This is a genomic window from Stenotrophomonas sp., from assembly GCF_032099025.1.
GTDB lineage: Bacteria > Pseudomonadota > Gammaproteobacteria > Xanthomonadales > Xanthomonadaceae > Stenotrophomonas.
In genome coordinates this window covers 139,619-158,538 of the sequence record NZ_DAMCID010000011.1, presented here as the reverse complement: position 1 = coordinate 158,538, position 18,920 = coordinate 139,619, and the positions used below count along the sequence as shown (strand labels likewise).

16 protein-coding genes are annotated in these 18,920 nt (G+C 68.6%); 4 read left to right on the top strand and 12 right to left on the bottom strand.

Going from position 1 to position 18,920, the window contains the following annotated elements:
- Positions 1-288 precede the first annotated feature (288 nt).
- Positions 289-1,293: a type I glyceraldehyde-3-phosphate dehydrogenase gene (gap, locus tag RT456_RS10190; protein WP_313345957.1), complete on the bottom strand. Its 1,005-nt coding sequence runs from the start codon at positions 1,291-1,293 to the stop codon at positions 289-291.
- Positions 1,294-1,493: 200 nt separating this feature from the next.
- On the opposite strand from gap, the gene RT456_RS10185 reads away from it, so the two are divergent.
- The 3 genes from RT456_RS10185 to RT456_RS10175 all read left to right on the top strand — a co-directional run bounded on the left by RT456_RS10185 (position 1,494) and on the right by RT456_RS10175 (position 3,949).
- Positions 1,494-2,120 carry an OmpW family outer membrane protein gene (locus RT456_RS10185; RefSeq protein ID WP_313345954.1) on the top strand — a complete coding sequence of 209 codons (627 nt, stop codon included), beginning with the start codon at positions 1,494-1,496 and terminating at the stop codon, positions 2,118-2,120.
- Between the two features lie 188 nt (positions 2,121-2,308).
- Positions 2,309-3,133, top strand: a complete 825-nt coding sequence (locus RT456_RS10180; protein ID WP_313345952.1) for a S1/P1 nuclease — start codon at positions 2,309-2,311, stop codon at positions 3,131-3,133.
- Positions 3,134-3,142: 9 nt separating this feature from the next.
- Complete coding sequence (locus tag RT456_RS10175) at positions 3,143-3,949, top strand: MBL fold metallo-hydrolase (RefSeq protein WP_313345949.1); 807 nt, start codon at positions 3,143-3,145, stop codon at positions 3,947-3,949.
- Between the two features lie 61 nt (positions 3,950-4,010).
- Here the strand turns inward: RT456_RS10175 and RT456_RS10170 are convergent, their stop codons facing one another.
- From RT456_RS10170 to RT456_RS10160, 3 genes are read right to left on the bottom strand one after another with little or no spacing between them, the layout of a single operon-like run.
- A complete protein-coding gene (locus tag RT456_RS10170; protein WP_313345947.1) occupies positions 4,011-4,571 on the bottom strand; it encodes a hypothetical protein in 561 nt (186 codons plus the stop codon).
- On the bottom strand, positions 4,568-5,806 hold the full coding sequence (locus RT456_RS10165) for a TonB family protein (protein ID WP_313345945.1): 1,239 nt from the start codon (positions 5,804-5,806) through the stop codon (positions 4,568-4,570). Before RT456_RS10165 ends, RT456_RS10170 begins: the two co-directional genes overlap by 4 nt.
- Positions 5,799-6,164: a BlaI/MecI/CopY family transcriptional regulator gene (locus RT456_RS10160; RefSeq protein WP_313345943.1), complete on the bottom strand. Its 366-nt coding sequence runs from the start codon at positions 6,162-6,164 to the stop codon at positions 5,799-5,801. Before RT456_RS10160 ends, RT456_RS10165 begins: the two co-directional genes overlap by 8 nt.
- A 215-nt stretch (positions 6,165-6,379) precedes the next feature.
- On the opposite strand from RT456_RS10160, the gene RT456_RS10155 reads away from it, so the two are divergent.
- Positions 6,380-8,332 carry an acetyl-CoA hydrolase/transferase C-terminal domain-containing protein gene (locus RT456_RS10155; RefSeq protein WP_313345940.1) on the top strand — a complete coding sequence of 651 codons (1,953 nt, stop codon included), beginning with the start codon at positions 6,380-6,382 and terminating at the stop codon, positions 8,330-8,332.
- A gap of 621 nt (positions 8,333-8,953) precedes the next feature.
- Here RT456_RS10155 and tkt read toward each other — a convergent pair.
- The 8 genes from tkt to RT456_RS10115 form a co-directional block, all read right to left on the bottom strand.
- On the bottom strand, positions 8,954-10,963 hold the full coding sequence (tkt, locus tag RT456_RS10150) for a transketolase (RefSeq protein WP_313345938.1): 2,010 nt from the start codon (positions 10,961-10,963) through the stop codon (positions 8,954-8,956).
- Positions 10,964-11,252: 289 nt separating this feature from the next.
- A complete protein-coding gene (locus RT456_RS10145; protein WP_313345936.1) occupies positions 11,253-11,678 on the bottom strand; it encodes a hypothetical protein in 426 nt (141 codons plus the stop codon).
- A gap of 81 nt (positions 11,679-11,759) precedes the next feature.
- On the bottom strand, positions 11,760-13,085 hold the full coding sequence (locus RT456_RS10140) for a dicarboxylate/amino acid:cation symporter (RefSeq protein ID WP_313345934.1): 1,326 nt from the start codon (positions 13,083-13,085) through the stop codon (positions 11,760-11,762).
- Between the two features lie 62 nt (positions 13,086-13,147).
- Positions 13,148-14,827, bottom strand: coding sequence for a BatD family protein (locus RT456_RS10135; protein WP_313345932.1), 1,680 nt, complete (start codon positions 14,825-14,827; stop codon positions 13,148-13,150).
- A complete protein-coding gene (locus RT456_RS10130) occupies positions 14,824-16,533 on the bottom strand; it encodes a VWA domain-containing protein (RefSeq protein ID WP_313345929.1) in 1,710 nt (569 codons plus the stop codon). Before RT456_RS10130 ends, RT456_RS10135 begins: the two co-directional genes overlap by 4 nt.
- On the bottom strand, positions 16,530-17,534 hold the full coding sequence (locus RT456_RS10125; protein ID WP_313345926.1) for a VWA domain-containing protein: 1,005 nt from the start codon (positions 17,532-17,534) through the stop codon (positions 16,530-16,532). Before RT456_RS10125 ends, RT456_RS10130 begins: the two co-directional genes overlap by 4 nt.
- A complete protein-coding gene (locus tag RT456_RS10120) occupies positions 17,534-17,995 on the bottom strand; it encodes a DUF4381 domain-containing protein (protein WP_313345923.1) in 462 nt (153 codons plus the stop codon). The genes RT456_RS10125 and RT456_RS10120 overlap by 1 nt, the downstream gene beginning before the upstream one ends.
- Positions 17,992-18,918 carry a DUF58 domain-containing protein gene (locus RT456_RS10115; protein ID WP_313345920.1) on the bottom strand — a complete coding sequence of 309 codons (927 nt, stop codon included), beginning with the start codon at positions 18,916-18,918 and terminating at the stop codon, positions 17,992-17,994. The genes RT456_RS10120 and RT456_RS10115 overlap by 4 nt, the downstream gene beginning before the upstream one ends.
- Positions 18,919-18,920 lie beyond the last annotated feature (2 nt).

The following is an 18,920-nucleotide window of genomic DNA, read 5'->3' as shown; positions in this document are numbered from 1 at the left end:
CTTCGCCGCAAGGGCATGGCGGCCCCGCACTCGCCCCACCGGCGTTGGCACCGTGCATCCGCTTTTCCATTGCGAACCGCAAGCCGAGCCCCGTCGCGGGCGGTAGGTCCCTGGCAAAGTAAAGGAGGAGGCGGCGGCGCAGGCCGACGCCGGGGGACATTTGCATAGGGGCCTGCCGGCCGCGACGGGGCCCTCAACGCTCGCGGCAGCTCCAATCGAAGACCGTGCGCCCCCCAAAAAAAACGGCGGACCCAAGGTCCGCCGTTCTTCAAGATCACAGAGCCGCGATTACTTCGCGGCAACGACCTTGGCCATTTCCAGGCACTTGTTGGAGTAGCCCCACTCGTTGTCGTACCAGGACACCAGCTTCACGAAGGTGCTGTCCAGCGCGATACCGGCGTCGGCATCGAACACCGAGGTGTGGGTTTCACCGCGGAAGTCGGTCGCCACGACCTTGTCTTCCGTGTAGCCCAGGATGCCCTTCAGCGCGCCCTCGCTCTGCGCCTTCACTTCAGCGCAGATCTCGGCGTAGGTCGCTTCCTTTTCCAGCTCGACGGTCAGGTCGACCACCGACACGTCCGACGTCGGCACGCGGAAGCTCATGCCCGTCAGCTTCTTGTTCAGTTCCGGAATCACCACGCCAACGGCCTTGGCCGCACCGGTCGAGGACGGAATGATGTTTTCCAGGATGCCACGGCCACCGCGCCAGTCCTTGTTGGACGGACCATCGACGGTCTTCTGCGTCGCAGTGGCCGCATGCACCGTCGTCATCAGGCCACGCTTGATGCCCCACTTGTCGTTGATGACCTTGGCCAACGGGGCCAGGCAGTTGGTGGTGCACGACGCATTGGAGATGATCGCCTCACCGGCATAGGTCTTGTCGTTCACACCGAACACGAACATCGGCGTGTCGTCCTTCGACGGCGCCGACAGGATGACCTTCTTCGCGCCCGCATCGATGTGCTTCTGCGCCGTTTCCTTGGTCAGGAACAGACCGGTGGACTCGATCACCACGTCCACACCGACCTCGTCCCACTTGAGGTTGGCCGGATCGCGCTCCTGGGTCAGGCGGATCTTCCTGCCGTTGACCAGCAGGTCGCTGCCCGACACTTCCACGTCGGCCTTGAAGCGGCCATGCACCGAGTCGTACTTCAGCATGTACGCCAGGTAATCCGGCTCCAGCAGATCGTTGATGGCGACGATTTCGATGTCATTGCCGAAATTCAGCACCGCCGAACGCAGCACGTTGCGCCCGATGCGACCGAAACCGTTGATGCCAACCTTGATTGCCATGTTCACAAGCTCCTGCAGCCGCGACAGTGCGGCGCCGATGGAAAGGGCCGCCATTCTATCAAAGCCGGACCCTGCCCGGCCCCCGGCATCGCCCCGGGAAGCGGTTACATGCCGAAAACCCCAGGATTGATCCGGATCAAGGCGCCGCGGGCCCGGCCCGGGAAAACTGGCCCCATTCCACCCCGCCACGAGACCGCCACATGCGCACGACCTCCCCCCTCCTGCCCGCCAGCCTCGCCGCCGCCCTGGTCCTGGCCGCCAGCCCCGCCATGGCCCAGTCCAAGGGCGACTGGACGATCGCCGCCGGCGTGCACCAGGTGGCCCCCACGTCCAACAACGGCACCCTCGCCGGCGGCCTCAAGGTCGACGTGGACAGCGACATCAAGCCCACCATCACCGGCGAATACTTCATCGCCGACAACCTCGGCATCGAGATCCTGGCCGCGCTGCCGTTCAAGCACGACATCAACATCGACGGCCTCGGCCGCGTCGGCAGCACCAAGCACCTGCCGCCGGTGGTCTCGCTGCAGTATCACTTCAACAGCAAGGGCAAGGTCTCTCCCTTCATTGGTGCCGGCCTGAACTACACCACCTTCTTCAGCGAAGACACCACGGGCGCGCTGGCCGGCAGCACGCTCAAGCTGGACGATTCGTGGGGCCTGGCCGCGCATGCGGGCGTGGACTGCGCGATCAGCGAGAAAGGTTCGCTGCGCGTGGACGTGCGCTGGATCGACATCGACAGCGACGTCTCGCTGGACGGCACCAAGCTGGGCACCGTCAAGATCGACCCGCTCGCCTACGGCGTGGCATACGTGTTCAAGTTCTGATCGGCGGATCTGAACCAGCGAAGCAACACCGCTCGCAGCAACGCATTTCCCCGGCTCCGGCCGGGGATTTTTTTTTGTGCTGCGCCGGCGGGCGTTGCCGCCGCCGCGTCAAGCCGCCCGCATAGCGACGCCATCAGCGGCCATCCGGCCAGATCCTGGCAAGGACCCGCCGCGGTCGGCCCGCTAGAATGCAGACGATGAACATTGCTCCCCTGCTTCATGCCGGCGCCCTCGCCCTGGCACTCACCCTGGTTTCCACCGATGCGCTCGCCTGGGGCGCCCAAGGCCACCGCCTGGTCGCCCGCGTCGCCGAGCCGCGCCTGACCCCGCAGACCCGTGCCGAAGTCGCCCGGCTGCTGGCCAACGAGCCCACCCCCACCCTGGCCGCGATCGCGCCCTGGGCCGATGAACTGCGCGCCAAGGACCCTGGCCTGGGCAAGCGTTCGGCCAGCTGGCACTACGTGAATATCGGCGAGGACGACTGCCACTACGAGGTCGAACGCAACTGCCGCAATGGCAACTGCGTGGTGGAAGCACTGAAGACGCAGACGGCCATCCTCGGCGACCGCAGCCGCTCCGACGCCGAACGCGCGCAGGCGTTGAAGTTCGTCGTGCATTTCGTCGGCGACATCCATCAACCCATGCACGCCGGTTATGGGCATGACAAGGGGGGCAACGACTTCCAGGTGCAGTTCAACGGGCGCGGCACCAACCTGCATTCACTGTGGGACAGCGGCATGCTCAACACCCTCAAGCTGGACGACGACGCCTACACCAAGCGACTCTCCGCCCTGAAGGCACCCAGGCTAGCCAAGCGCTCGGTCATTGCCACCGATGCGGTGCAGTGGGCCCAAGCCAGCTGCCGTATCGCCATTGCACCTGGCGTTTACCCGGCCCAGCGTACGCTGGCACCCGAGTACACCGCGACTTACCTACCCGTGGCCGAAGCCGAGCTGCGCCTGGCCGGGGAACGCCTGGCGGTGCTGCTCAACGACACGTTGGGTAAACGCTGAGGTTTCACCATGCCACTGCTCGTCGCCAGTTTCTTCCATCCGGACAGCCACACCTTCAGTTACGTAGTGCATGACCCGGCCACGCGGCAGGCGGCGGTGATCGACCCGGTGCTGGATTACGACCCGGACACCGACGTGCTGGGTGGCGGGCCGCTGCAGCCGCTGCTGGCGTATGTGCGCCAGCACGCGCTGGACGTACGCTGGCTGCTGGAGACCCACGCGCATGCCGACCACGTCAGTGCGGGGCGCTGGCTGAAGGCGCAATGGCCGCACGCCATGCTGGCGATGGGCCGTGGCATCGTGGAGGTGCAGAAGACGTTCGCGCCGCGCTACGCGCTGGACGTGCCCACCGATGGCTCGCAGTTCGACCGGCTGTTCGCCGACGGCGAACGCTTCGCGCTGGGCACCCTGGAGGCCGAGGTCATCGCGGTGCCCGGACATACCAGCGACAGCGTTGCCTACCGCATCGGTGATGCGGTCTTTACCGGCGACTCGCTGTTCATGCCCGACGGCGGCACGGCACGCTGCGATTTCCCGGGCGGCGACCCGGCCCTGCTGTACCGCTCCATCCAGCGCCTGCTGGCGCTGCCGGATGCCACGCGGGTGTTCATCTGCCACGACTACGGCCCGGGCGGTCGCGAGGTCGCCAACGAAACCACCATCGGCGAGCAGCGCGCGCGCAACATCCACCTGCATGCAGGGGTGAGCGAAGCGGAGTTCGTCGCGACCCGCCAGGCCCGCGATGCGACCCTGGCCGAGCCGACGCTGATGCACGCGTCGGTGAAGGCCAACCTGCAGGGCGGCCCAGAACCGTAGCGCCACGCCATGCGTGGCTGCGCGGCGTCTGGCGAAGCAACACGCCACGCATGGCGTGGTTCTACCGGGTCGTGACGGTCTGCGTGCCCTTCACGATTTCGAAGGTGAACGCGTAGAACAGGCTCACCGGCACCGGCTCAACCTGTGCCGCACCGGTACAGCCGCCGTTCGATGCCGGCCCCGTGCCCGCTGCGAACCGGCAGACGGCCGCCGGTGTGTACCGCCACATCGCCACCGCGTCCTGCGCGGCCTGCACAAGCGCTGCGTTCTCCGGCGCCTTGCCTGCGGCGCAGTCGTCGCGATCGGTCAACGGCAGGCTGCGCTGCACGTTGCCCTCCGCATCGACCACCACCTGCAGGCACACCTTGGTCGGCGCCAGTTCGCGGCGTGGATCGCGATCGCCCAGGACCGGGTCGGGTGCCGCATACAGTTGCGGCATGCGGTAGCCCTCCCCGGCATTGAGTACATACGCCTCGACCCGCCCTGCACCGCCGCCCCCTTCAGGCCTGAGCTGCTGCAGATCGACCGTCTCCGCACGCGTATCGACCGTACGGAGCCGGTCGTGACCGGCACAGCCGGCCACCCCCACCAGCAACGCAACCGCCGGCAGACAGTGCCTCACTGTTCGGTCACCGTTTCATCCATGGCGAACGTCACCGGAATGCGTACCGCCGCTGCGACCGGCTTGCCATCCTTCAGCGCCGGCCGATAGGTCCACTGCCGTGCCGCAGCGATCGACACCTCCTCGAACACGCCCGGATTGGTCGCGCTGAGCACGCGCACGTCGCTGACCTTCCCCTGTGCATCGACGTCCACGCGCAGCATCACCTGGCCGGTCTGGCTGTTTTCGAACGCACTGCGCGGGTAGCTCGGCGGCGGCATGTTTTCGACCGTCACCGGCCGTTCCAGCGCCGCGCCGGAGGTATCGTCCTGCGTGGACTGGAACGAATGGGTGCTGATCGGCGGGCTACCACCCGCGCTCCCCTGGCTGGCCCACGCCACCGTTCCCACGCCAACGCACATTCCCAGCACCAGCACCTGGCCCGACAGCCACGGCAACGCCTTCGTCCTGTGTTCCTTCAACATGGCAATACGCTCCTTCAACAGCGGTTGGCTGCGCCAGTGGCAGGCCATCGGCGCAACCGGGTGGACCAACTGCGCCTTCAGCAGCGCGTTGGCATAGAGCCGGCGCAATGCCGGATACGGTTCAACCGTGCGCGCGTCGCAGGCCAGCTCCTGGTCGCACAGGAAGCGGCGCGCCGCCCACGGCAGCAGCGGATGGAACCAGAACAGGCAGCGCAGCACCGCGAGGGCGGCATTGGCGATAGGGTCGCCATGCCGGCGATGACTGCGTTCGTGCTGCAGGATCAGGTCGCGCTCGGCCACGGTGAAGCGGGCGTCGAAGTCGGGCCCGACCACGATGCGGGGCGACCAGACGCCCACCAGGGCAGGCAGCCCCGGATCTGCGCTGGCCTGCCAGCTGCCATCCTGCCGCGGCTGCAGCACGCCCAGCTGGCGCTCGAAACGCCGCTGTGCCCGCCAGTAGCGAGCGGCCAGCAGCGCCGCGCCCGCCATCCAGAGAGCCGCCAGCACGACCGGCCACGCCGATGCATCGGCCGGCAGCGCCGGCGCCCGCAGCACCGCCCCCAGTGCCAGCACCGGGGCGCTGTCGGCCAGCGGCAGGCGCGGCACCGGCAGCAGCGGTGCCACCAGGACCAGCGGCAGCAGCCACCAGCTGCGGTACACCAGGGGCGCGCCGCCCAGGCGGCGCAGCACAGGGCGAAGCGCAGCCAGCAGGAGCACGGCGATCGCCAGCCAGACGCTGGCCAACATCAGGGACGCGAGCAGGTCAGTCATGGTCCAGCGCCTCGATCAGCGTCCTCAGTTCGGCGATGTCCTGTGCGCTCAGCTCGCCGCGCTGGCTGAAATGCGCCACCAGCGGGGCCACCCGGCCGTCGAACAGTTTGTCCAGCAGCCCGCTGCTCTGTTCGGCCACCCAGCGTTGGCGCTGCAGCACCGGTGAGTACAGGTAGCGGCGGCCGTCGCGGGCGGCGCTGATCGCGCCCTTGGTCAGCAGGCGGTTGAGCAGGGTCTTGATGGTGGGCTCGGCCCAGTCGCGCCCGGCCAGCGCCGCCACCACCTCATCGGCGCCCAAGGGGTGGCGCCCCCACAGTACTTCCATCACCACGGCTTCGGCTTCGCTGATCTGGCTCATCATTTACATCCGTAATCGACAGTCCGATTACGCACGTAATCAATTCGCGTGTCAACCCCCCGTCGGCGCATCCGATGCATCGCACGCCCTGTCGCATACAGGGCACCCGCGCGGAGAGCGCGCGCTCATGGTGTCCAGCAGGGAACGGTCGCGTCGCGGTCTGTTCAAGACGGAAATGCTGTAATGGTGCGAATGAATCTGCAGGATGGCGCTGGATGACCGAGCACCTCACCGACCTCGACGCGGCGATCGACTGGCTGCTGCAGCGGGTCGACGGCCCGTTGCGCATTGGCGCGCCCTTGGCGCTGGGCAAGCCGCACCGGCTCCTCAACGCGCTGTATGCGCGGGTGGAGAATGACCCGTCGCGGCCATTGCAGTTGTACACGGCGCTGTCGTTGAACCCGCCCCGCCCCGCGCCCGGCGGGCTTGAAGGGCGTTTCATGGCACCGTTTGCCGAACGCCATTTCGGTGCGGACTTCCCGCGCCTGGCCTATGCCGATGCGGTGGCGCGCGACCGCCTGCCTGCCCACGTGCAGGTGGAAGAGTTCTACATGCAGTCCGGCGCGCTGCTGGGTTCGTCGCAGGCGCAGCGGGGCTACACCAGCCTCAACTACACCCATGCCGCCGACGCGGTGGCGCAGCGCGCGCCCAATGCGATCGTTCAGAAGGTGGCGATGCGTCCCGACGACCGCCGCCTGTCGCTGTCGTGCAACAACGACATCACCCAGGACACGCTGGATGCCATGACCGCGCGCGGGCTGCCGCGCCCGCTGCTGATCGCCGAAATCGACCCGAACCTGCCCTACCTCGGCGGCACGGCGACGGTGGACGTGTCGTTCTTCGATCTGGTCATCACGCCGCCCGGCCCCTACCCGGACCTGTTCGGGTTGCCGCGCCAGCCGGTCAGCGATGCCGACTACGCCATCGGTCTGTATGCCAGTGCGCTGGTGCGCGACGGCGGCACGCTGCAGATCGGCATCGGCACGCTCGCCGATGCGATCAGCCACGCACTGGTGCTCCGCCATACCGACAACGCGCGCTACCGGCAGATCCTGCACGCACTGGACCCGACGTTGGCCAGCCATCCAACGGTGCTGGAATGCGGCGGGCTGGAGCCGTTCGAGATCGGCCTGTACGGGTGCAGCGAGATGCTCAACGAGGGCTTCCGCCGGCTGGTGCAGACGGGTGTGATCCGGCGCAAGGTGCACGATGACCTGGCGCTGATGGAGCGGATCGAGAGCGGCAGCACGCTGACCATCGACCACGCCACGCTCGATGCGGAAGGCGAGTACCTGCATGGGGCGTTCTATTTGGGTTCGCCGGAGTTCTACCAATGGCTGCGCGAGCTGCCGGAGGACGAGCGCCGTGCGATCGGCATGCGTCGCATCAGCGAGATCAACCAGTTGTACGGCGGCAACGAAACACTGGAGCGGCTGCAGCGCCGGCATGCGCGATTCTTCAATTCCTGCATGATGGCCACGGCGCTGGGCGCGGCGGTCTCCGATGCGCTGGAAGATGGCCGCGTGGTGTCCGGGGTGGGCGGGCAGTACAACTTCGTGGCGATGGCGCACGCGCTGCCGGAGGCGCGCAGCGCGCTGATGTTCCGGGCGGTGCGCGAGGACAAGGGCGCGCTGCAGTCGAACGTGCGCTGGAACTACGGCCACACCACCATTCCGCGCCATCTGCGCGATATCTACATCAACGAATACGGCATCGCCGACCTGCGCAACCTCACAGACGAGGACTGCGTGATCGGCATGGCGGGCATCACCGACGCGGCGTTCCAGCCCCAGCTGCTGCAGACCGCGACATCGTCGAAGAAGCTGGCCACCGATTTCGTGCCGCCCGAGCACTGGGCGCGCCGCAATACCGCGCGCGCGGTAAGCGCGTCGCTGGCGTCGTTCCGCCAGTCGGGCGCCCTGCCCGACTACCCGCTGGGCAGCGACTTCACCGACGTGGAGCAGCACCTGGTCAAGGCGCTGGGCTGGCTCAAGCAGAACACCCAGACCCGCGGCGCGAAGCTGCGCACAGTACTTTCCGCGTTGACCCAGCCCGCAGGCGACGGCGATGTGGTGTACCTGCAGCGCATGGGGCTGGAGGCACCGACAACGTTCGGCGAGCGTATCGAAGCGCGGTTGGTGCGGTTGGGGTTGGCGCGGACGGCGTAAGGCGCATCCTGCTTGCAGGCGATGCTGGAGTGCCGGGCTGCGCCCGGCAGCTTCATGCATTGGGGCGAACAGCCTTTGGCTGAGGCGTGTTCTGAGCTGGGTCGGCATGGAAAGAGCGGTAGCGCCGGCCGTTGGCCGGCCCTCGCGTTCTCGCCGAATGTCGCGCGTTACCGGGCGTTGAGGAGTCCACGGCAGTCGTTTGGGAACCGACCCGACCGGCGATATGCATGCTCGCTTTAGCTTGTTCCGTGGCCACCTGCAAACTATCAAGGGACGGCGGGGGTGGGTTGGCGGGACTGTAGAAAACATGGGCTCGGCGCATGCGCCGGGCGGGTTGGGCAGGACGCCCAACCCAGGCCTTGCCGTGTACGCAGGATTGCGTACACGAGCAAGTTTTCTACAAGCCTCCATGGACGGATTCACGGCGTGTCCCGCCAACCCACACCCGCCGGCCCAGCTCAGGTCATGCATCAAGCCAAGGGCTGTTCGCCCACATGCATGAAGCCGGGCGAAGCGCGGCGCCACGCGAACGCATGCAACCCGAAAAACCATCCCACACCACATAAAAAAAGGCGCTTCCATTGCGGGAAGCGCCGTTGGTGTTGCATCACGCGGTGGCGATCAGTTCGCCAGCTGTGCCTTGGCTGCAGCCACCACGTGGTCGGTGGTGATGCCGAAGTGCTTGTACAGCGCTTCGGCCGGTGCCGAGGCACCGAAGGTGTCGATGCCGATGACGGCGCCGTCCAGGCCCACGTACTGGCGCCAGAAACCGGTGACACCGGCTTCCACTGCCACGCGGTTGCGCACGGCGTTCGGCAGCACCGACTCGCGGTAGGCCGCGTCCTGGCGTTCGAAGACGTCGGTGGACGGCATCGAGACCACGCGGGTCTTGATCCCCGCCGCATCAAGCTCCGCCTTCGCCGCCACGGCCAGGCCCACTTCCGAACCCGTACCGATCAGGATCACGTCCGGCGTGCCGCCTTCGGCGTCGGCCAGCACGTAGCCGCCGCGCGCGATCTGCGCGACCTGCCCGGCGCTGCGCGGCTGGTGCGGCAGGTTCTGGCGGCTGAACACCAGGCAGCTTGGACCGTCCTGGCGGGTGATCGCCGACTTCCAGCTGACGGCCGATTCGACCGCATCGCACGGGCGCCACACATCGTTGTTCGGGATGTAGCGCAGCGACGCCAGGTGCTCCACCGGCTGGTGGGTCGGGCCGTCTTCGCCCAGACCGATCGAGTCATGGGTGTAGACGTGGATCGCGTGGGCCGGGATCAGCGCGCTCATGCGCACGCCGTTGCGCGCGTAATCGCTGAACACCAGGAAGGTCGCGTCGAACGGGATGAAACCACCGTGCAGGGCCAGGCCGTTGGCGATGGCGGTCATGCCGAACTCGCGCACGCCGTAGTACACGTAGTTCGCGTTCGGATCGTCAGTGGCGACCGACTTGCTCGCCTTCCACAGCGTCAGGTTCGAGTGCGCCAGATCGGCCGAACCGCCCACCAGCTCCGGCAGCAGCGGCGCGAACGCCTCGATCGCCAGCTGCGACGCCTTGCGCGACGCGATGGTCTGGCCATCGGCCTGCACCTGCGCGATGTACGCGTCGGCCTTGGCGATGAAGTCGGCCGGCAGCTCGCCGTGCGAACGGCGGGTCAGCTCGTCGGCTTCGGCCGGGAACTGCGCCGCGTACTTGTCGAACTGCTGCTCCCATTCGGCCTGGCGCAGCGTGCCCGTACCGCCCGCACGCCAGCCGGCGTAGATCTCTTCCGGAATCTCGAACGGACCGTAGTTCCAGCCCAGCTGCTTGCGGGTGGCTTCCAGCTCATCCTTGCCCAGCGGCGCGCCGTGGCTGGATTCCTTGCCGGCCTTGCCCGGCGAACCGAAACCGATCGTGGTGCGGCAGCAGATCAGGCTGGGCTTGTCCGACTGCGCCAGCGCGCTGTCGATGGCGGCCTTGATGCTCTCCGGATCGTGGCCATCGACGCCGCGCACCACGTTCCAGCCATAGGCCTCGAAACGCTCGGGGGTGTTGTCGGTGAACCAGCCGGCGGTGTTGCCGTCGATGGAGATGTGGTTGTCATCCCAGAAGCAGACCAGCTTGCCCAGGCCCCAGGTGCCGGCCAGCGAGGCGGCTTCGTGGGACACGCCCTCCATCAGGCAGCCGTCGCCCAGGAATACCCAGGTGCGGTGGTCGACGATCGCGTGCTCGGGGCGGTTGTAGCGCTGGGCCAGCAGCTTTTCCGCCAGCGCGAAGCCGACCGCATTGGCCAGGCCCTGGCCGAGCGGACCGGTGGTGGTTTCCACCCCGGGGGTTTCATGGTGTTCCGGGTGGCCGGCGGTCTTGCTGCCCAGCTGGCGGAACTGCTTGAGCTGCTCCAACGGCAGGTCATAACCGCTCAGGTGCAGCAGCGCGTACTGCAGCATCGAGCCGTGGCCATTGGACAGCACGAAGCGGTCGCGGTTGAACCACTTCGGGTTGTTCGGGTTGTGACGGAGATAATCGTTCCAGAGGACTTCGGCGATATCGGCCATGCCCATCGGCATGCCGGGATGCCCGGACTTGGCGGTTTCGACCGCATCAGCGGCAAGGAAGCGGATGGCGTTGGCCAACTGGCGGCGGGTAGGCTGCGTCATGGTTCTGTCGGGTCGGGAGGCTCCCGCGGAGCTGCGGGCTAGATATTGTCGCAGCTCCAGCGCTCACGCGCTTGCGCTGCAACAACATCTGCCCACGTTTCGCCAGGCGAAACGCGGGCCCCCGGGCATGCCTCCTATCCCCGCGCCTGTCGGCGCGCCCCCTTTTCAGAAGGGGGCTGTGCCACCCGACGAATCGCGCCCAACCTTCACATTTGTAAACAAACCCTGTCCGCTTCAGAAACAAAAAAACGCCCCGCTGGGCGGGGCGTTTCGGGTCCAACATGGCCGATCAGCTTTCGCCGGTGGCCGCGTTGATCACCGCGCACATGGATTCGCGCTGGAACTTTTCGCCGGTCATGTAGCCCGACGGGGTGGTCTTGACGATCTTGACCTTGGACGAGGTCTTGCCTTCCGGCGAGATCACCACGTTCCAGGGAAGCGTGATCTGGCTGCCTTTGCCGCCGGACACGGTCTGCTCGAACATCAGCAGCCCCGCTTCCTTGTCTTCCGACTTCACCGACAGGCCCGACGTCACCGCCTCGACCTTGATGCGCTTGTAGGCCACGTCCGCGCTTACCGGGACCACGTCCCAGTTGCTGAACCGGCGGCCGGCCAGATAGCTGCCTTCCACCTGGTAGTTCGCGCAGTCCGATTTCGCGCTGACGTCAAACGCCAGCATGCCCAGTACGGCCACGATCAGGTACATCTTCCTCATTGACTTGCTCCTTTCCCCGCACGACGCCAACCCCGGCGCCTTCCATGCGCGGGGTCAGTATCCATGGCATCGATTGCGCATTCAATCGCGGGAAGCGACAGGTCCAGGAATGTGACTTTCATCACTCTCACCCTTCGCCACCAGGGTGGTCAGGGCAAGATCGCCTGTGACATTGAGTGCGGTACGGCACATGTCGAGGAAGTGGTTCACGCCCAGGATCAGGCCGATGCCCATCGGGTCGACCCCGACCATGGCGCAGATCATCGCCACCACCGGCAGCGAACCCGACGGCACGCCGGCGGTACCGATGCCACCCAGGATGCAGACCGCCATCACCATCAGCTGCTGGGTGATGCTCAGGTCCACGCCGAAGAACTGCGCAAGGAAGATTACCGTCACGCCTTCGAACAACGCGGTGCCGTTCTGGTTGGCGGTGGCGCCCACGGTCAGGACGAAGCGCGATACCTTCTGCGGCAGCCCCATCTGGTCGGCCACGCGCAGCGCGGTGGGCAGCGTGGCGTTGCTGGACGCGGTGGAGAAGGCCATCACGGTGGCCTCCTGGGTATCGCGGAAGAACGCGATCGGCGAACGCCCGGACAGCCACACCGCCGCGCCGTAGGTCACCACCATGTGCAGGCCCAGCGCCAGGACCACCACACCCACGTAGGCGCCCAGGCGCACCAGCAGGTCGAAGCCGAAGATCGCCGCCAGGTTGAACATGAAGCAGGCCACGGCGTACGGCGCCAGGCGGATGACCAGGTTGATCAGGGTCATCGAGACCTCGAACACCCCTTCAATCACCTTGCGCAGCGGCGCGGTCTTCTCGTCGGGCGAGAGCACCATGCCGATGCCGAACATCAGCGCGAAGAACATCAGCGACAGGATCGCGCCATTGCTCGAGGCCGCCGCCAGCACATTGCTGGGCACGATCGACAGGAGCATGTCCATGCCCTTGGGCTGCTCGCCGATGTTGGCCACGATCTCGCGGCTGCGTTCGACGTTTTCGTGCAGCAGCTGCGCGGCCATGGCCGGGTCCACGCCTACGCCGGGCTTGAGCAGGTTGACCAGCAGCAGGCCCAGGCCCACCGCGATGCCCGACAGCAGCACGGTGTAGGCCAGGGTCTTCCAGCCGATCCGGCCGAGCGAGCGGATGTCGCCCATTTCGGACACGCCCATCACCAGCGCCGAGAAGATCAGCGGCACGATCAGCATGAAGATCAGGTTGAGGAACAGGCCGGAGAGCGGCGTGGTCAGGTAGGTCATCACCGCACGGGCGGCATCGGGCAACCACGGGATGCTGCCCCCGACGGCGTGCACGATCAGGCCAAGGATCAGACCGAGCCCGAAGCCGATGGCCATTTTCCAATGCAATGGCAGCTTCTGCCGGGGGGTTGCGGCCTCAGTCATGGGCGGTGTTCCTTTGAAGATCGATCAGCTTAGCAAAGCCGGACCCAGGCCCGGCGTGGGCCTCAGCGGCCCGGGGGATACAGCGGTTCGAGCCCAGTCTTCTCCGTGCCGGCCACCGGGCGCCAGTGTGGTCCGTCATGGAAGGCCCGGCGCAGCGCCTGGCGGGCCGGCGCCACATCGCCCCCGTCGCGGCTCCAGCGGGCCGCCTGCATGGCCCGCAACGCGTCGCGCTGTGCCTCGTCGGCCAGGCGCGCGAGCAGCGCATCCAGGCCGCGTACGCCGCCCATCGCACCGAGGAGGGACACGATCTCGTCCAGCCCGCCGGTGTCCAGCGCGCGCCGCAGGTCCGCGCGCGACGGCGCCGCCGGCAGCGGGGTCGCGGTGCCCGCCGTGGCGGCCGGCGCGCCCCTGCGGCGACGTCGCCAGCCCCAGATCAGGGTGAGCAGCCACAGCACGGCGAACCCGGCCGCAGCGGCGATCCAACCCCAGGGACGGCCATGCACGGCGGTGACAGCGACCGCATCGGACGGGGTCTGCCGGGTCCCGGGCAGTGCCGCCGTGGTGTCGACGGCGACGGGCGCCGGGGTGCTGCCGGGGACCCCGGCGACGACCGCCAGGGTCAGGTCGGGCAGTGTCGCCGTGCGCGGCTGTCCTGCCTTCACGTCCCACCAGGCCATGCGCGGGCCGGGTATCACCAGGGTGCCTGCCTGCCGCGGCACCACCGAATAGCGCCGGGTCAGGGTCAGCCGCGGCGTGCTGCCGTTGAAGGTCTCGTCGTACTGCGCCGGCTCGGCGAACACCTGCGCGCCCGGGCCCACGTCCAGGGACGGCAGCTCCGGGAACTGCGCGCGGGTGGCGCCGTCGGCCACCGCCTCGACCACCACCGTGGCCGCCTCGCCGGCACGGGCGCGGGTCGGCGCCGCCGTATAGCGCAGGCGCAGGTCATGCAGCGGCAGCCACGGCTGCGGCGCCGCATCGGGCTGCGCACGCACCTGCAGGGTACGGTCCGGCGCGTTGGCGCGCAGCCGCCCATCCCCCCCGAACATGTCGTCAAAGAAGCCGCCGACGCTGCGCCCGTTGAAGCGCGCGCCTGCAAGCAGCAAGGGGCCGCTGCGCTCGGGAATCAGCAGGTAGCGGCGCTCCACCAGGTTGTAGCGGCGCCCGTTGACCTCGCGGACCAGGCTGCGGTCCTCGCCGACGCGCTGGAGCGAGGCCCCCTCCGGCGTATCCAGGCCCAGTTCGCCGGACAGCAGCTGCGAGGCGTAGTACAGCCGCACCACCACGCCCACGCTCTGCTGCACATAGGGATTGGCATCGTCCACCTCGGTCTCGACGAACGCGGTGGCGTTGCCCGGTACGGCAGCCGAGGCCGACGTGCTGGCGGACACCGTCAACGGCAGGGCCGTGGTGCGCATCGCGCCCACCTGCAGCGCGGGAACGGTCAGCACGCCGCTGCGCCGGGGGCTGAGCACGATGCCGTAACGCGAGCGCGCGCTCATCGCGCCCTGGCTCCACTGCACCTGCCGGCTGCTGGTCTGCCCACTCAGCTCGAAGTCGGCCTGGAGCGGCGCATAGTCCGGCGCGCCGGCATCGGTCTCGATGGTGAGGGTGACGGTGTCGGTGTCGCTGATCGCATCGCGGTCCAGCCAGGCCCGGGTCTGCGCGTTGGACACGCCGCTCACGCCCAGCAGCAGCCAGACGCAGGCGCGCCACCAACGTCGCGTGGAGATCGCTGCGTTCATTTTCCTTCCCGTTTCCTGCGTTCGTTTTCCAGCTGGAACTTGCTGCGCAACAGGCTGCCAGGATCGTCCGGGACCCGCCGCATCCACGCCTCGACCGCCTGGCGCTGTTCGCGCTGCTGGGGCGTTTCGGTGGCCTCGCGGCGCTGCGCCGGCGATTTTCCTGCCTCGCCCTGCTGTCGCTGCAACGCCTCGCGCATCTGCTGCCGCTGAGCGGCGTCGGCACGGGCCTGCTCGGCTGGATCGGGCTTGCCGGGATCCCGTTGCTGCGGTGGCGGGCCCTTCCCTTGCTGCGGCTGGCCCTGCTCGCCCTGCTGCGGGGGATTCTGTTGGGATGGCTGCTTCGATGGCGGCTGCGACTGCTGCTGCGACTGCTGCTGTTGGCCCGCGCCCGGCGGTGGCGTGCGCTTGCGCGCCGCGTCCACCGCAGCGCGGTTGGCGACTGCATCGGGCATGCCCGGGCGAAGCTTCAGCGCTTCGTCGTAGGCGGCGATGGCCGCGTCGTATTGACCCTGGCGGGCCAGCGCATTCCCCAGGTTGTAGCGGCCTTCGGCGTCGTGCACGTTCTCAAACCGGCGTTGCGCCGACTGGAAATCGCCACGGCGGTAGGCCTCCACGCCACCGGACTGGGTGGCCTGGTCACGCTGGTCATCGCGCTGCCACCAGGAGCGCTCCGCGGCCTGCGCCGGGACCGGTGCGGCCAAGGGCAGCATCACGCAGAGCACGGCCAGCGCGGTCAGTCCGCGCCGCCGGAAGGCCCACAGCGACAGCAGCATCAACGGCGGCAGCAGCCAGAAGCCTTCATCGCGCCACGCCATGCCCTGCCCCTGCCGGCTCTCGCCGGTGCCGGTGCCGCTGCGCGGGGTCAGCACGCCCAGGCCCCGCAGATCCGAATCATCGTCGGCGATACCTGCATAGCGACCGCCACCGGCATCGGCCAGTGCGCGCAGGCTGTCTGGATCCAGCTGCGCCCGGGCGATCTGGCCATCGCCGGCGCGATAGGCGGCACCGGCCTGGCTGCCCAGGCCGAGCACGGACACCTGCATGTTCTGCGCCGCCGCCGCCGCTGCTGCTGCGCGAGCGGCGTCATCGGCCTGGTCGGTGAGCAGCAGGATATCGCCGCCTTTGGCACCGGACTGCTGCAGCAGCAACACCGCCGCCTCGATCGCCCGGTCGGCACGCTGGCCGTCGCGCGGCATCACCTCCGGCGCCAGCGCGTCCAGGTAGAGCGCGACGTTGGCATGGTCCTGGGTCAACGGTGCCACGGTGAAGGCATCGTCGGCATACACCAGCAGGGCCAGCTCGCCGCCCTTGCGCTCACGCAGCAGGGTGGCCAGCTTGGCCCGTGCCTGAAGCAGGCGCGACGGCGGAAGATCGGTCGCGGTCACCCGCGAGGACAGGTCCAGAACCGCCACCAGCGGTGCCGGCGACTGCCAGAGCGGCTGGGCCAGCTGGCGCCATCCGGGCCCGGCCAGCGCCAGCACCGCCAGTACCCACCCGCCCAGCAGCAGGAACAGGCCAGCCCAGCCACGGCCCCGGCCATTGCCGGCCACCAGCAGGTGCGGCAGCAGGTGTGCGTCCACGTTCTGCCGCCAGACGCTGCTGCGCCGACGCCGCCAGCGCCACAGCAGTGCGATCAGCGGCAGCGCCAGCAGCGCCCAGAGCGCCTCCGGTCGGGCGAAATGCACGGCAGCGAGCGACAGGTTCATGCCCAGCGCCTCGGCAGCAACCACGCCAGGCCGCCAAACAACATGGCCAGCGCCAGGGGCCAGGCATAGCGTTCGATCCGCGGGCGCACGGCGGCGCCTGCCGCGGCGACCGGCTCCAGGCGTTCCAGCTCGGCGTAGATGCCGGCCAGCTCATCGGTGTTGCGCGCCCGGAACGAACGCCCACCGGTGAGGTCGGCGATCCGGCGCAACGTCGCTTCATCCACCGGGTCGTCGCCGCCAGGGATCTGCATGCCGAACAGCCGGTAGCTGCCATCGCCGCCAAAGGCCACGGTGTACACACGGACGCCTTCGGCCTGGGCCAGCTCGGCCGCGCGCAGTGGCTGCAGCACGCCGGCATTGCTCACCCCGTCGGTGAGCAGGATCAGGACGCGCTGGCCCTCGGGCTGTTCGCGCAGGCGTTTGACCGCCAGCGCAATGGCGTCGCCGATCGCGGTATCGCGGCCGGCCAGGCCGACCTCGCTGTCGTTGAGCTGGTTGCGCACCGTGGTCAGGTCGCCGGTGATCGGGGTCAGTGTGTAGGCGCGCTCGCCGAAGATCAGCAGGCCGACCCGATCGCCGACACGCCGATCCAGGAAGTCGGCCAGGACCGCCTTGGCGGCGGACAGGCGCTGCACCACCTGGTTGCCGAGCATCATGTCGGTCTCGCTCATGCTGCCGGATACATCAACGGCCAGCATCATCTGCCGACCCTGCTGGGGCGGCGTGACCGGCTCGCCCAGCTGCTGCGGTCGCGCCAGCGCGATGCACAGGCTGATCCAGGCCAGCCACAGCAGCAGTCGTCCGGCGCGGAGGGCCACCGCCGCACCCGCCGTACCAAGCGAGGCCAGCGGTTCAGCGGCGTAGGGCACGCGCAGTGCCGGGGCCGTACCCGCGCGTGCAGGCAACAGGTGCATCAGCAGGGGCAGCGGCAGCGCCAGCAGCGCCCACGGCCAGGCCAGGGCATCGAACCAGGGCAGCCAGGTGGGGAGTGCCACGGCCATCATGCCGCGCGCCCGAGCGTGAGGTGCAGGAAGCGCTCGCGCGCCAGCGGCCGCAGGCGCTGTACGGACTCAGCGTCGAGGGCGCGACGATACCCGCCATCGAGCAGCAGCCGACCCTCGCCATCGGAAAACGCGCGGCTGCCCGGCGCATCCAGGAACTCGAGCCACGCCTGGCCCTGCAGCAGTTCGGCGCCCGGCTGGCGCTGGCGTGCGGCGCGGCGCAGCAGTTCGGCGATCGCGGCCACTTCTTCAACCGGTGTTGCGGCGGCGGCCAGTGCGGTGTCGAAGATGCCCGACCAACGCCGGTACTGGCGACGGCGATGCGCGTGCCACGCCCATCCAATGGCCGCACACAACACCACCACGCCGAGCACGGCCCACCAGCCCAGGGGCAGCGGCCACCACGATGGCACGGCCGGCAGATGCACGTCGCGCAGCGGCAGCGAGGTGGCGGCACTCATGCGACCACCGCCGACGGCAACGGACCGAGCCACCCATCGCTGGCATCGTCGCTGCTGACCACGTGCACCTGCACGCGGCGCGCGCCAAGGGTCTGCTGCAGTGCGTCCAGCGGGGCAACGAAGCGGTCATGCCAGTGCTGGCGTACGGTGGGGCTGTCCAGGTCCAGCACCACCCGTCGCCCCTGCGACAGGAACGGCAGCAGCGCGTCGGGCGGCTCCAGCTCAAGCGGGTCGACGAACAGCATCAGCTGTACTTCATGGTGCAGCGCCAATGCCGACCATCGGGCCGCGTCGATGGCGGCCGCACGTGCAGGATCGGCCAGCACCACGACGCGTGCGCCGGGCCGCAGCAGGCGGGCCGCCTGCTGCAGGGCGTGGTCCAAGCCGGCATCGTCGGGCGGCGGCGCGGCATACCAGCGGGTCAACGCGTCCAGCACGCGCAGCACGCCGCGGGTGCCGCCCGCCGGGCTGAGTGGCGCTTCATTGCGACTGCCGCGCAGCGCGGCCAGGCGGTCGCCTTGGCGCTGCGCCAGCCAGGCCGCCACGGCGCCCACCCGCGCGGCCTGGACCGATTTGAAGCGGACCCGGGTACCGAAATAGAGCACCGGGTCGGTGTCGGCCACCAGCAGCGTGAGCCGCTCGCGCTCGGCCTGGAACAGTTTGGTGTGCGCACGACCGGTGCGTGCGGTCACGCGCCAGTCGATGTGGCGCGCATCGTCACCGGCCACGTATTCGCGCGACTCGGCATACTCCATGCCACGCCCACGCATCGGCGAAGGCGCCTGCCCGGCGTGCGCCATGCGACCGCGTCGGGCCGGCGCCAGCCGGTGTGCACTGCGCCGCAGCGCGACCAGCTCGGCCAGGCTGGGCTGCACGCCATGGCCAAGCAGCGCCGCCGCGCCATTGTCATCAGGAGACGTCATCG